Consider the following 13,041-nt stretch of genomic DNA (forward strand, 5'->3'; position numbering starts at 1 on the left):
GGGAATTCGGGTAGCGCATCACCGTGGCGGCCGCAGACAGCACGCCTGCCGCTGCGGCCGTTCACGGCGATGCGCATGTTGCCACTTTAGGAAGATTCAAGTCCGGCCGCCATCGCCGTGCGACAGATTGCACAAAATCGGGGCTGGAATGCAGAAAACGGCGACTGAAGACCGATACGGCATGCGACGATGCTTGAGCATCCTCAATGAGCCGATTCGCCGGCGCGCAAGAATGGCAGTGATGGTTGCGCCACCGGACGGGCCGCTCGGTCGCCGGTTGCGGTGTGGCCGCGCCACGGGGGGCCTGATGTCAGACCGGATTGCCGCAGCCGCCCCGTCGCCGGGCCGTTTGCTTGCCGCCGCGCCGGATGCAGGGCCGGCCGCCAGGGCGCTCGACTTGCTGTCCATCATCGTCGCTGCCGTCGAACAGGCGCCTGGCCTGGCCGTGCGCGGCATCGACCGCGACGGCATCGTGCGCTACTGGAGCTTTGGCGCGGCGCGCCTGTATGGCGTGCCGGCCGAACTGGCCCTGGGCCAGGCCTGGGCCGGCGTGGCCGCCGCCTTGCCGCAAGGCCAGGGCGGGTTCGACGACGGCCACGCGGAACTGGCGGCCGTGTGGGACAGCGGCAAGGCGCGCGGCATGCGCCTGTGGAAGCTCGATGCCGACGGCGCCGCGCCGCGCTGCATCTGTTCCACCGTGTTTCCTGTCATGCAGTCCGGCAGCGTGCGGCAAGTGGTCTGCATCGATGTCGACATCACGGCCAGCGGCCAGGATGGCGCGGCGCAGGGCGCCTTGTTGCTGATGGGCGACAATTTCCGCCAGTTGTACGACAAGTCCGCCGACGCCATCGTGCTGCTGCGGGACGAGCATATCGCCGAGGCGAATCCGGCCGCCATTGCCCTGTTTCAATGCGAAGACCGGCCACGGCTGCTGGGGCGCCGCCTCAGCGATTTTTCACCGTTGCGCCAGCCCGATGGCCAATTGTCCTCGTTGCGCGGCACGCAGATGGCGGCGCAGGCGCACGCGGACGGCAATTGCCGCTATGACTGGCGCTACCAGACGTGCCTGGGGGAACTGTTCTGGGGCGAAGTGCTGCTCACCTCCGTCACGCTCGACCACACCTATCTGTTTTACGCCGTGATCCGCGATATTTCTTCCCGTAAATTGGCCGAGCAGGCGTGGCACCTGTCGGCGCAGGTGGTGGAGCACGCACGCGAGGCCATCGTCGTGCTGGACCCGCAGCAGCGCGTCGTCAGCATGAATCCCGCGTACAGCGAGATCAGCGGCTACAGCCTGGACGACATGCTGGGCAAGCACTTCATCCTGCACGGCATGGAGCCGGACACGCCGGCATTTTTCGACCCCGTGTGGGATGAAGTCGATGCGAATGGCTATTGGCAAGGCGATATCGTGGGCCAGCGCAAGGCGGGCGGGCGTTATCCGGCCTGGCTGTCGCTGACGGCCATCCGCGACCCGCAGGGGCAATTGAGCAATTACCTGGCCATCCTCAGCGATATCAGCGAGCGCAAAAAGAACGAGGAGCACACGCGCCACTTGGCCGAGCACGATTTCCTCACCGACTTGCCGAACCGGGTGCTGCTGCTGGACCGGCTGTCGCTGGCGCTGGCGGCGGCGCGGCGCAAGCTGAGCATGCTGGCCATTCTGTACCTGGATCTCGATCACTTCAAGCACATCAATGACAGCATGGGCCACCATGTGGGCGACTTGCTGCTCAAGGAAGTGGCGCGGCGCCTGGTGCGCTGCGTGCGCGGCGTCGACACGGTCAGCCGGCATGGCGGCGACGAGTTCGTCATCATCCTGGCCGAGGTGGGCGGCATCGACCAGGCGGCCCATGTGGCGGCCAGCCTGCTGCATGCCGTCACGCAGGTGTACCAGCTGGGCGGCTATGAGCTGCAGGTGTCGGCGTCGATCGGCGTGGCCATCTTTCCCAGCGATGGAGACAATATCGAGAGTCTCGTGCACAACGCCGACATCGCCATGTACCACGCCAAGGAAAGCGGGCGCAACAATTTCCAGTTTTTCAATGCCGAAATGAATGCGCAAATCGTCGAGCGGGCCAGCCTGGAGCACGGCTTGCGCGAAGCGCTGGGGCGCGATGAATTCGTGCTCGAGTTCCAGCCCGCGCTGGACGTTGCCAGCGGGAAAATCGTCGGTGCCGAAGCCTTGTTGCGCTGGCGCCACCCGCAACTGGGACTCTTGCCGCCCGAGCGCTTCATCGCCGTGGCCGAAGAGTGCGGCTTGATGGTGTCGATTGGCAACTGGGTACTGCGCCACGCCTGCCTGCGCGCACGCGCCTGGCACGATGCGGGCCATGCCTGGAGGGTGGCCGTGAACCTGTCGCCGGCGCAATGCCTGCACAACAACTTATTGCTCAGCGTGCAAGAGGCGCTGGCCATGTCGGGCTTGCCTGCCGGCTGCCTGGAACTGGAAGTGACGGAGTCCTTGCTGATGAAGGGCGGCGCGCGCCTGGCCGGCGTGCTGGCGCAGCTGCGCGCGCTGGGCGCCAGGCTGGCCATCGACGACTTCGGCACCGGCTATTCGCGCCTGGCCAATCTGCGCCATTACCCGGTGGATAAACTCAAGATCGACCCATCCTTCCTGCCCGCCGCGGCGGACGACGCGGCAGGCGAGTCCGACACGGCCGTCGCCGCCACCATCATCGCCATGGCGCGCGAGCTGCAATTGACGGTGATCGCGGAAGGCGTGGAAACGGCGCAGCAGCTCGCGTATCTGCGGGCGCAGGGTTGCCAGCAATACCAGGGGCGCTTTGCCAGCGCGCAAGTGGCGGGCAGTGTTCTGGCGAAGTTATTGAATTAGTTAATGTTTCCCAGCAGCTTGATACGCATCAAGACCTGGCCATGGTCGGAGGCATGCGGCAGGCCCAGCAGCAAATGGTCGTTCAGGTAGTTCACGTCGAGCACGGCGCCGATGGCGCGCGGCGAGGCGGCGTGGAAATGCTCGGACACAAGGATGTGGTCGATCGTCATGTAGGCGCTGTCGTGGATATTCGTGTAGCCCGCGTGGCGCGCCGCATCCTGGCGCAGGGCGATGGCGTTGGCGTCGTACAGGCGCGCGCGCATTTCCATGCCCGGTTCGCACGGCGCGCCCGCCCCCATGACGATGGACGTGGTGACGGCATTGGCGATGTCGTTGAAGTCGCCCAGCACGATGCGGGGACGGCCGCTGTGACCCAGTTCGCTTGCCAGCACGCGCAGGGCCACCGCTTCCGCGCCGCGCCGCTGCAGCGAGCGCAGGTTGGCCAGCGCGTAGGCGATGGCGTCGTTGCCGTCGCCATGGCGGTAGTCGGGCCGGCGCGATTTCAGATGCACGACGACCACGTCGGTGAGTTGTCCTCCCGGCAAGAGCAGCTGCACGTGCAGCGGTGCGCGGGCGAAGCGGCAGGCATTGTCGTCGGCGGACGCGCTCACGCCGGCCGGAAAATCCGTCCAGGCAACACCGGCGCCCGCCAGCGGCAAACGCGACACGAGCGCCACCGTGGGCAGCATGCGTCCGGCAATATCCGTCGCATCGTAGCCGGCCAGGGTGGCTTCGCGGTAATGGCGCGTGCGCGACAGCACGTCGCGCAGGGCCGCTTGCGAGAAAATTTCCTGGAAAGCGATCACGTCCGCGTCGAGCAGGTCGATCTGCCGCGCCGTCCATTCCGCCTTGGCTGCGTATTGCGCGGGGCTCAACGGTTCCAGGTTGTCATACAATTTTGCCCCGGCCGGGGCAAGGTTGCAGACATTGAAGGTGGCAAAGCGGATTTCTTGCTGCATAATTAGGACTCCTCACTGAACGATCAGCGTATCACGCATGGCTAAAAAAGAGCATATTTCCGAAACCCAGGCGACGCAGCTGCTGCGCAAGCATCAAGTTTCCTTCGAAGAACACCCGTATCCGTATGAAGAACACGGCGGCACCAGCGTCTCGGCGCGCGAGCTGGGGGTGCCGGAACATGCGGTGATCAAGACCCTGGTGATGCAGGACGAGGCCGCCAAGCCGCTGATCGTGCTCATGCATGGCGATTGCAAGGTATCGACCAAGAACCTGGCGCGCGGCATCGGCTGCAAATCCGTCGAGCCGTGCAAGCCCGAAGTGGCGCAGCGCCATTCCGGCTACATGATCGGCGGCACGTCGCCGTTCGGCACGAAGAAGGCCATGCCCGTCTACGTGGAAGCGTCGATCCTGGAATTGCCGCGCATCTACATCAATGGCGGACGGCGCGGTTTCCTCGTCTCGCTGGCGCCGCAGGTCTTGCTCGACTTGCTCAAGGCCAAGCCGGTGCAGTGCGCGCTGCAGGATTAAGAAAACCAGACGCCACCCTGTCCGTAGGCTGGACGCTGGTGTATATTCTGCTGCGCCAGCCCCGATGCTGGTGCAATAAACACAATAAAGGGAAGAAATGAATCCAGTAATCACAACCGTGGCAATGACAGTGGCCGCTTACTTGCTCGGCTCGATATCGTTTGCCGTGGTGATGAGCAAGGTCTACGGCATTGCCGATCCGCGCACCTATGGCTCGAAGAATCCGGGCGCCACCAACGTGCTGCGCAGCGGCAACAAGGGCGCTGCCATCATGACCCTGCTCGGCGATGGCGCCAAGGGCTGGCTGGCCGTGTTCCTGGCCGACCATTTTGCCAGCGCGCTGGGCGTGGGCGACACGGCCGTGGCCCTGGTGGCCATCGCCGTCTTCCTCGGCCATCTGTGGCCCGTGTTTTTCCGCTTTGTCGGCGGCAAGGGCGTGGCCACGGCCCTCGGTGTGTTGCTGGGCATCAATCCCTGGCTGGGTCTGGCGACCCTGGCCACCTGGCTGATCATTGCCTATGCGTTCCGCTATTCCTCGCTGGCAGCCCTGGTGGCGGCCCTGTTCGCGCCGTTTTACTATGGCTTGCTGTTCGGCGTCGATCCCATCTTGCTGGCCGTCATTGTCATGAGCGTGCTGCTGGCCTATCGCCACAGCCAGAATATCGCGAACTTGCTCTCTGGCAAGGAAAGCAAGATCGGCGGCAAGAAGGATGGGGCCAAGGCGCCCGCGAAGAAGAAGTAAGCGCTTGATTTCCCGCGGCCCGCATGCATATGCTGTGCTTGCGGCGCCGCGCGGTGCGGCCGCCACCGACCCGCGCAAAGGCTGCCCACCATGAGTTCCACTCCCGCCACCCCCATTCCCCTCCGTATCGATTTCGTTTCCGACGTTTCCTGCCCCTGGTGCGTGATCGGCCTGAAATCGCTGGAGCAGGCGCTGGACAAGCTGGACGGCACCGTCCAGGCCGAGATTCACTTCCAGCCCTTCGAGCTGAACGCGAACATGCCGCCCGAAGGCGAGGATATCGGCGAACACATCGCCCGCAAATACGGCTCCACCCCGGAACAGATGGCGCAGTCGCGCGAAGCGATCCGCGCGCGCGGCGAGCAGCTGGGCTTTACGTTTGCCATGGACAAGCGCGGCCGCATCTACAACACCTTCGACGCGCACCGGCTGCTGCACTGGGCCGCTCTGGAGGGGCGCCAGAAGGAACTCAAGATGGCGCTGTTCGATGCCTACTTCACGCAAGGCCAGAACCCGTCTTCGCACGAGATGCTGCTGAAAGTCGCGGGCGACGTGGGCCTCGATACCGCGAAAGCGGCCGAAGTGCTGGCCTCCGATGCCTATGCGGACGAGGTGCGCGCGCAGGAGCGCTTCTACCAGCAGAACGGCATCAATTCCGTGCCCGCCGTCATCATCAACGAGCGTCACCTGATTTCCGGCGGCCAGCCGCCCGAAGTGTTTGAGCAAGCCTTGCGCCAGATCATCAGCGGCGCTTAAGCCAGGCGCCAACGGCGCGCGCCATGGCGGACTTTTTGCGCTACACTCGGCGCAGAAGGAGGATAGTCAAATGCCAACAGCCAGCTGGAATGGCGCCGTCATCGCGCAAGCGACCGATGCGCAGGTGCAAGTCGTTGAAAACAATGTATATTTTCCTTTGTCGGCGGTGACGCAGGCCTATCTGCGTCCCAGCAGCCACACCAGCATTTGCCCATGGAAGGGCACGGCCAGCTATTACGACCTCGTCGTTGATGGCCAGACGAACGCCAACGCCGCCTGGGTTTACCCGCAGCCCAAGGATGCCGCCAGGCAAATTGCCGGCCACGTCGCCTTCTGGCGCGGCGTCAGCGTCGAGCGCTGACCCGACTCCCCGATTTCCCCACCATTCCCACAGAAAGCAGACGATGGATCTACGCCTCGCCGTGTATCAGCTCGCCTCGGCCCATGCGCTCGATGCCCAACAAACCCGGCAGTTGCAGGAAGTGGCCGGCTTCCAGCGCGAACCGGCGCGCCTGGCCTACTGGCTGCCGCGCGGCGTGGCCGTGCTGGGCGCCGCGCTGCTGGGCATGGGCCTGATTTTCTGGGTCGCCGCCAACTGGGAAGACCTGGGCCGCGTGGGCCGCTTTGCCCTGCTGCAAGGCATGCTGGCCGCCGCCTGCGTGGGTGCGTTTGCCGTGCCCAAGGCGAGAGTCCCCTTGCTGCTGCTGGCCTTGCTGACCATCGGCGGCCTGTTCGCATATTTCGGCCAGACCTACCAGACGGGCGCCGATCCCTGGCAATTGTTCGCCCTGTGGGCCGTGCTGGCCTTGCCCCTGTGTTTTGTCGCGCGCAGCGACGTGCTGTGGACGCCATGGATGCTGATCTTTTCGACGGCCGCCACCCTGTGGATGCAGGCGCATGCGCACCACAGCTGGCGCATCGATTCAAGCGATCTGTCCATCTTCGTCGGCGGCTGGCTGGCTGTGCTGGCCGCGTGTGCGTTCGTGTCGCCTTTGCTGGCGCGCTGGACGGGCGCTGGTGTCTGGTCCTTGCGCCTGGGGCTGGTACTCGCCACCCACCTTATCGCTGGCACGGCTGTTACCGGCCTGTTCGGCAGCGAGGTCGGTTCGCCGTACTGGGCGGGTCTGGGCTTGCTGGCCGTCGCTGGCGTCCTGCTGGCCACGCGCCGCTACTTTGACGTATTTGGCCTGAGTGCCGTGGCGCTGGGCATCAACGCCCTGCTGGTGGGCGGCCTGGCGCGTGCCTTGCTTAGCGGGGGGGGCGATGGTGTCGGCAAGCTGGTCATGCTGGGCTTGCTGGCTGCCGTGCTGCTGGCGCTGACCGTGCAAGGCATTTTGTGGCGCACGCGCCAGGAGGCGGCATGAGCAATATCAATAGCCAACGAGCCGATGCGCTCGCCACCCTGATCGATGACGCCACGCGCGCCGGCCTGCTGCCGCCCGACGCCGCCCGTCCCGTGCAGGATGTCCGGCCGTGGCCGCTGGTGCTGATGACGGCCTTCGGCGCCTGGCTGGCCGCCATTCCCCTGATGATTGCGCTGGGCGTGGGCCTGGAAAGCGTCGTGCGCCACGGCCCCGGCGCGTATGTCGTGGCCGCCATCGTGCTGGTGGTGGCCGTGCTGCTGATCCGCACGCGCGGCGTGGCGCTGTTTCTCGAACAGCTGGCCGTGCCCTGCCTGCTGGTGGGCGGAGGTTTGCTCGGCTACGCCTTGTACCGCGACTATTCCACGCAGACGGCGTCGCTGCTGCTGTGCCTGGCAACCCTGGTGGTGGCTGCCGCCTTGCCGCGCGACTGGCTGCGCGTGCTGCTGGGGCTGGTCGCCTGCGGCTTGCTGGGGCTGGGCATCATCGACAGCACGCGCGACTGGATTTTCGACAACGATCCGACGCAACTGTATCTGGCCTGGATGCTGGCCCTGGCTTGCTGGCTTGGCGTCCACTGGCTGCAAAAGCAGGCGTTCAACGATGGCCGCGGCGCACCCGTCGCCGCCTTCCTGGAATCGCTGTCGACGGGGTGGGTCCTGGCCATCTTGCTGGGGCTGGTCTTCTGGTCCGGCATGACCTTCATGCTGGGCGGTGCCCTGGGCGGCGGCTTCACGGGCGACGTGGCGCGCGAAGTGGCCCGGCACCAGGCCGGCGCCTGGTATGCGCAAGCATTGAATGGCGTCTCGCTCGTGCTGGCCACGGCGGGGGCCGCCTGGACGGGCTGGCGCTGGCCGGCGCTGCGCCAGCTGCCCGCCATCGGCGTGGCGCTGGTGCTGGTCGTGCTGGCGTGGTTCATGCCGGCGCTGGGGCCCGTGCTGCTGATCCTCGCGTATTGCGTGACGAGCGGGCGCTCGCGCGTGGCCGTGGCGGCCGCGCTGGCGGCGGCGTGGATCATCGGCAGCTTTTATTACCAGCTGGCCTGGCCGCTGGCCAGCAAGGCGGCGCTGCTGGCCGTGGCCGGCGCGCTGCTGTGCGCCCTGTCGTGGCTGGCCATGCGCGGCGCCGTGCTGCACCTGGTGGAAAGCAAACCGGCGGGCGTGGTTGCGCAAGGCCGCCATGTCCGCCTGGGCGTGCTGGGAGGCTTGCTGCTGGTGTTGCTGGTCGCCAATGGCGGCATCTGGCAAAAAGAGCAGCTGATCGCCAATGGGCAAGCGATCTTCGTGGCGCTGGAACCCGTCGATCCCCGCTCGCTGATGCAGGGCGACTACATGCGCCTCAATTTCGTCAACCTGGGCGTCCTGTCCACTTTGGCCAGCGTGGAGCGGGCGCCAGGCCGGCCCCTCGTCGTGGCCAGGCGCGATGCACGGGGCGTGGCCGAACTGCTGCGCCCGTACACCAAGGAGGCGCTGGCGCCCGGCGAATTCCTGCTCGAGCTGACGCCGAAGGATGGCAACTGGGTGCTGGTCAGCGATGCCTGGTTCTTCAAGGAAGGCGAGGCGGCGCGCTGGGAAAAGGCCCGCTATGGCGAGTTCCGCGTGCTGCCCGATGGCCGCGCCTTGCTGGTGGGCATGCGTGGGGAAGATTTACAGGCGCTGTAGCCGCTTGATTGAACAAACCCAATGGCAGAATCCGGGGTCGTACCCTCAGGGTACGACCCCAGCCTTTGCTCTTGGGGTGGCCGTATCCTGTAAAATTGCCCGATGGATAATATTACGCATTCGGTCATCGGCCTCGGGGTCGGCGAACTGGTACACCGCAGCCTGCCGCCCGAGCCGCAAGCCCCCGCCCAGCGCACCCGGCGCGCGCTGTTCCTGTTTACGGCCTGGTTCGCCAGCAACGCGCCCGACCTGGACCTGGTCCTCACGAAACTGTTGCCGCGCCCCTTCGGCTATATGTTGCACCACCGGGGCCACACGCACACCTTGCTGCTGGCCTTGCCGCAGGCGCTGCTGTTGCTGGCCCTGCTGTGGCTGCTGTGGCCCGGCGCCCGGCGCTTGCTCAAGGAGAGCGTGCCCGCCCGCATCGGCCTGGCGGCTTGTCTGCTGCTGGGATTCTGCTTGCACATGGGCATGGATTTTCTCAATTCCTATGGCTTGCACCCGTTTTACCCGTTCAACAGCCGCTGGCTGTATGGCGATATGGTCTTCATCGTCGAGCCCATGTTCTGGGTGCTGCTGGGCGTGCCCGTGATTATGTCCTTGCGCTACGGCATCGTCAAAAGCGTGCTGCTGGCAGGGCTGGCGGCGGCCCTGTGCTTCTTCACCTATAAAACCTATCTGGCGCCCGCCTCGCTGGCCGTCTTGCTGGGGCTGGGCGTGGTGCTGGCCGTGCTGCAAGGACGGGCCGGCGAGCGGGGGCGCGGACCGCTGCTGCTGGCCTTTGCGCTGGCGGCCACGTTCATCGGCACGCAGGGCGTGGCGTCGGCCCTCGGCCGCAGCCGCATCGAGGCGGCCGTGCAGCGGCTGGATCCGGGAACGCGCGTGTGGGACGTGGCGATGACGGCGTTTCCCAGCAACCCGCTGTGCTGGATTTACGTTTCGCTCGACAGCAAGACGGACGTGTACACCCTGCGGCGCGGCACCCTGAGCCTGCTGCCCGCCTCGCTGGCGCCCGCCGCCTGCCCGGCCGGCCTGGCGGAAACGGGCAAGCAAGGGCAGCAACTGGCGCCCGGCATCGCCGTGTCGGCACAGGCGGCGGGCAGTCTGGCCGCCTTGCGCGCCTTGCAGGAAGACAATTGCTATGTCGACGCCTGGTTCCGCTTTGCCCGCATGCCCAGATTGAATGCGGACAAGCTGACGGACGTGCGCTTCAATCCCGGCATGCTGCCCAATTTCACGACCGTGGAACTGCAGCAGTTCCGCAGCCGCCCGTGTCCCGCCTACGTGCCGGGCTGGGACCGCCCCCGCGCGGACATGCTGGCGCCGCCGAAATAGGGTGCCGGGAGCGAATATATTGCCTTGCGGCAAAAATATCGGGTGTGCACTGACTTCGCTGCGGCAGTGCATGCGACAATTATCAATTCGACATAGATGTCATTAAGTTAGGATTATCTTGGAAGAGCAACACGCCTTACCGTATTTGCGGGAAACCCTGCTGTTTCTCGCCCTGGCCGGGATTTTTATTCCGCTATTGCAACGCCTGAAGGTCAATCAGGTGCTCGGCTTCCTCGCCGTCGGCTGCCTGTTCGGCCCGTTCGGCTTCGGCCTGTGGGCGGGCGACTTCACGTGGCTGACGTATTTCTCGTTCGTGCGCGCCGAGCAGGTCAGCGGCCTGGCCGAGCTGGGCGTGATGTTTTTGATGTTCATGATCGGCCTGGAACTGTCGACGGAACGGCTGTGGGCGCTGCGGCGCTGGGTATTCGGCGCGGGCGTGGGGCAGGTGGCCGTCAGCGCCTGCCTGATCGGCGGCGTCGCGTATTACTTTGGTCTGTCGCTGGAAGCGTCCATCGTGCTGGGCCTGGTGCTGTCGCTGTCGTCCACGGCCGTCGTGATGCAGTTGCTGACGGACCAGCGCTCCCTGCAGACGCCGGCCGGCCAGGCGGGCTTTTCCATCCTGATGTTCCAGGATCTGATGGTGGTGCCGCTGTTTATCCTGATCGACGTGTTCGCCAGCGGGCGCAGCGACGACCTGGCCTACCTGCTCAGCTTTGCGGCCGTGAAATCGGCGGGCGCCATCCTGCTGATCTATCTGCTGGGGCGCCGCGTGATTCGTCCGCTGTTCCAGTTTTTCGTCAAGAAACGCCAGCCCGACGTGTTCATGGCCTTGACCCTGCTCAGCACCCTGGGCATCGCGGGATTGACGTACCTGGCGGGCCTGTCGATGGCGCTGGGCGCCTTGCTGGCGGGCTTGCTGCTGGCGGAAACGGAATTTCGCCATGAAGTGGAAGTGACGATCGAGCCGTTCAAGGGCTTGTTGATGGGCTTGTTCTTCATGTCCGTGGGCATGCAGATCGACGTGCGCGAAATCCTCAAGTCGCCGATTCTGATCCCGCTGGCCGTGCTGAGCCTGTTTGCGGTAAAAACCCTGGTCATCAGCGTGATTTTCCGCCTCGGCGGCTTTCACTGGGGGCGCGCCGTGGAAACGGGCGTGCTGCTGGGGCAGGGCGGCGAATTCGCCTTCATCGTCGTCGCATATGCGCTGGGCACGAAATTGATCGGCCCGCAGGTGGCGCAGTTCGTCATGCTGGTGGTGGGCCTGAGCCTGTTTGCCACGCCGGCGCTGGCCAAGGCGGCGCGTGCCTTCGGCAACTGGTGGGAAAAGCGCCACCATCATCAACTGGCCGACCTGGCGCACGGCGCGCCGCCGCCGCAGGGCAGCACCGTCATCATCGCCGGTTTCGGCCGGGTGGGGCAGTTGCTGGCCAAGGTGTTGACGGAGCAGGATATCGCGTATGTGGCGATTGAAAACGATGCACGGCTGGTGACGACCCTGCATCCGCGCGGCTTTCCCGTGTATTTCGGCGATGCGTCGCGCGCGGAATTGTTGCAAAAGGTCAATGCGGACCGGGCCGCGGCCGTGGTGCTGACGATGGACCATGCGGCGTCCGTGCTGCACGCCGTGAAATCGATCCGCCGCGAGTATCCGCAGTTGCCCGTGTATGCGCGCGCCCGCGACGAGGCGCATGCGGTGGCCCTGATACAGGCAGGCGCCACCCTGGTCGTGCCCGAGGCGCTGGAATCGGCGCTGCAGCTGACGGCTACCGTGCTGCACACGGTGGGCTTGAGTGAAGCGCGCACGACGGACATCGTGCAGGCCGAGCGCGACCGGCGCAATGCCGTGCTGCTGGCGAAGAAGCTGTCGTAACGCAACAGTGCGTGTGGCCGTGCTTTGTAAATTATCTATACAATAATAGTATATGAGCACATTACCCACATGAAAGCCGCGACGAAGAGCGGGGCGGCACCGTTGACGCCGCAGCAAATTGCCGCGCAGGAAACGCAACAGAAATATGGCAAGCCCGAGCGGGGCTGGCGCGAGCAGGTGTACACCGTCATTTTCGAGGCGGAAACGCGCACGGGCCGCGCCTTCGACCTGCTGCTGATCGCCGCCATCCTGATCAGCGTGACGGTGGTCGTGCTCAGCAGTGTCGCCTCCGTGGCCGAGCGCTATGGCAGCTGGCTGACGGCGCTCGAATGGTTTTTCACCATTTTATTTACCATCGAATATTTCGCCCGCCTGGCGTGCCTGCAGCATCCGGTGCGCTACGCCAAGAGTTTTTTCGGCATCATCGACTTGCTGGCCATTGTGCCGACCTACATCGGCTTGCTGCTGCCGGGCGCGCACGTGCTGATCGACGTGCGGATTTTGCGCCTGCTGCGCATGTTCCGTATCCTCAAGCTCACGTCGTATGTGCATGAATACACGGTGCTGGGGCGGGCCTTGCTGGCCAGCCGGCGCAAGATCCTCATTTTCTTGTCTTTTGTCATGATGGTGGTCTTTCTGTTGGGTACTGTGATGTATGTCGTGGAAGGGCCGGAAAACGGTTACAGCAGTATCCCCACGTCGATTTACTGGGCCATCAGCACCATGACCACGGTCGGTTTCGGCGATATCACGCCGAAGACGGACATCGGGCGCACCATCGCTTCGCTGATGATGCTGCTCGGCTGGGGCATCCTGGCAGTGCCTACCGGCATTATCAGCGCCGAAATGACGGTACAGCGCAGTTCCAAGCTGGTCACCACGCGTACCTGTCCCACGTGCCTGAAAGAAGGGCTCGATGACGATGCCAATTTCTGCAAGAACTGCGGTGTCGATTTGCCGCCGCTGGCACGCGATTAATTCATAACCAT

11 protein-coding genes are annotated in these 13,041 nt (G+C 64.9%); 10 read left to right on the forward strand and 1 reads right to left on the reverse strand.

Features of this window, described 5'->3' with window-relative positions:
• Positions 1–307: 307 nt before the first annotated feature.
• The gene (locus AC07X6_RS18770) at positions 308–2,839 is read left to right on the forward strand and encodes a sensor domain-containing protein (protein ID WP_494791983.1); all 2,532 of its coding nucleotides are present in this window, start codon (positions 308–310) and stop codon (positions 2,837–2,839) included.
• On the opposite strand, the gene AC07X6_RS18775 is transcribed toward AC07X6_RS18770, so the two are convergent.
• Positions 2,836–3,798, reverse strand: a complete 963-nt coding sequence (locus tag AC07X6_RS18775; RefSeq protein WP_494791984.1) for an endonuclease/exonuclease/phosphatase family protein — start codon at positions 3,796–3,798, stop codon at positions 2,836–2,838. The genes AC07X6_RS18770 and AC07X6_RS18775 overlap by 4 nt on opposite strands.
• Before the next feature lie 37 nt (positions 3,799–3,835).
• Here AC07X6_RS18775 and ybaK point away from each other — a divergent pair, with 37 nt between their 5' ends.
• The 9 genes from ybaK (at position 3,836) to AC07X6_RS18820 (ending at position 13,030) form a co-directional block, all read left to right on the forward strand.
• Positions 3,836–4,327: a Cys-tRNA(Pro) deacylase gene (gene ybaK, locus AC07X6_RS18780; protein WP_086143850.1), complete on the forward strand. Its 492-nt coding sequence runs from the start codon at positions 3,836–3,838 to the stop codon at positions 4,325–4,327.
• Between the two features lie 97 nt (positions 4,328–4,424).
• On the forward strand, positions 4,425–5,069 hold the full coding sequence (plsY, locus tag AC07X6_RS18785) for a glycerol-3-phosphate 1-O-acyltransferase PlsY (protein WP_230539942.1): 645 nt from the start codon (positions 4,425–4,427) through the stop codon (positions 5,067–5,069).
• A 90-nt stretch (positions 5,070–5,159) separates the two neighbouring features.
• Entirely contained in the window at positions 5,160–5,825 is a 666-nt protein-coding gene (locus AC07X6_RS18790; RefSeq protein ID WP_494791985.1) for a DsbA family oxidoreductase, read from the forward strand.
• 70 nt (positions 5,826–5,895) lie between these two features.
• Positions 5,896–6,186, forward strand: coding sequence for a DUF427 domain-containing protein (locus AC07X6_RS18795; RefSeq protein WP_494791986.1), 291 nt, complete (start codon positions 5,896–5,898; stop codon positions 6,184–6,186).
• Positions 6,187–6,229: 43 nt separating this feature from the next.
• On the forward strand, positions 6,230–7,189 hold the full coding sequence (locus AC07X6_RS18800; protein ID WP_494791987.1) for a DUF2157 domain-containing protein: 960 nt from the start codon (positions 6,230–6,232) through the stop codon (positions 7,187–7,189).
• Positions 7,186–8,847: a GDYXXLXY domain-containing protein gene (locus AC07X6_RS18805; RefSeq protein WP_494791988.1), complete on the forward strand. Its 1,662-nt coding sequence runs from the start codon at positions 7,186–7,188 to the stop codon at positions 8,845–8,847. The genes AC07X6_RS18800 and AC07X6_RS18805 overlap by 4 nt, the downstream gene beginning before the upstream one ends.
• Positions 8,848–8,949: 102 nt before the next feature.
• Positions 8,950–10,182, forward strand: coding sequence for a metal-dependent hydrolase (locus AC07X6_RS18810; RefSeq protein ID WP_494791989.1), 1,233 nt, complete (start codon positions 8,950–8,952; stop codon positions 10,180–10,182).
• Between the two features lie 118 nt (positions 10,183–10,300).
• On the forward strand, positions 10,301–12,052 hold the full coding sequence (locus AC07X6_RS18815; RefSeq protein WP_494791990.1) for a cation:proton antiporter domain-containing protein: 1,752 nt from the start codon (positions 10,301–10,303) through the stop codon (positions 12,050–12,052).
• 69 nt (positions 12,053–12,121) lie between these two features.
• Positions 12,122–13,030: an ion transporter gene (locus tag AC07X6_RS18820; protein ID WP_494791991.1), complete on the forward strand. Its 909-nt coding sequence runs from the start codon at positions 12,122–12,124 to the stop codon at positions 13,028–13,030.
• The last annotated feature ends 11 nt before the right edge of the window (positions 13,031–13,041 follow it).

The organism is Janthinobacterium sp. GW460-12-1-14-LB5, from assembly GCF_059423585.1.

What these genes read in the sequence shown, in the direction of transcription:
- AC07X6_RS18770 (WP_494791983.1), top strand. Translation starts at nt 308, where the DNA reads ATGTCAGACCGGATTGCCGCAGCCGCCCCGTCGCCGGGCCGTTTGCTT.
- AC07X6_RS18775 (WP_494791984.1), bottom strand. Translation starts at nt 3,798, where the DNA reads ATGCAGCAAGAAATCCGCTTTGCCACCTTCAATGTCTGCAACCTTGCC.
- ybaK (WP_086143850.1), top strand. Translation starts at nt 3,836, where the DNA reads ATGGCTAAAAAAGAGCATATTTCCGAAACCCAGGCGACGCAGCTGCTG.
- plsY (WP_230539942.1), top strand. Translation starts at nt 4,425, where the DNA reads ATGAATCCAGTAATCACAACCGTGGCAATGACAGTGGCCGCTTACTTG.
- AC07X6_RS18790 (WP_494791985.1), top strand. Translation starts at nt 5,160, where the DNA reads ATGAGTTCCACTCCCGCCACCCCCATTCCCCTCCGTATCGATTTCGTT.
- AC07X6_RS18795 (WP_494791986.1), top strand. Translation starts at nt 5,896, where the DNA reads ATGCCAACAGCCAGCTGGAATGGCGCCGTCATCGCGCAAGCGACCGAT.
- AC07X6_RS18800 (WP_494791987.1), top strand. Translation starts at nt 6,230, where the DNA reads ATGGATCTACGCCTCGCCGTGTATCAGCTCGCCTCGGCCCATGCGCTC.
- AC07X6_RS18805 (WP_494791988.1), top strand. Translation starts at nt 7,186, where the DNA reads ATGAGCAATATCAATAGCCAACGAGCCGATGCGCTCGCCACCCTGATC.
- AC07X6_RS18810 (WP_494791989.1), top strand. Translation starts at nt 8,950, where the DNA reads ATGGATAATATTACGCATTCGGTCATCGGCCTCGGGGTCGGCGAACTG.
- AC07X6_RS18820 (WP_494791991.1), top strand. Translation starts at nt 12,122, where the DNA reads ATGAAAGCCGCGACGAAGAGCGGGGCGGCACCGTTGACGCCGCAGCAA.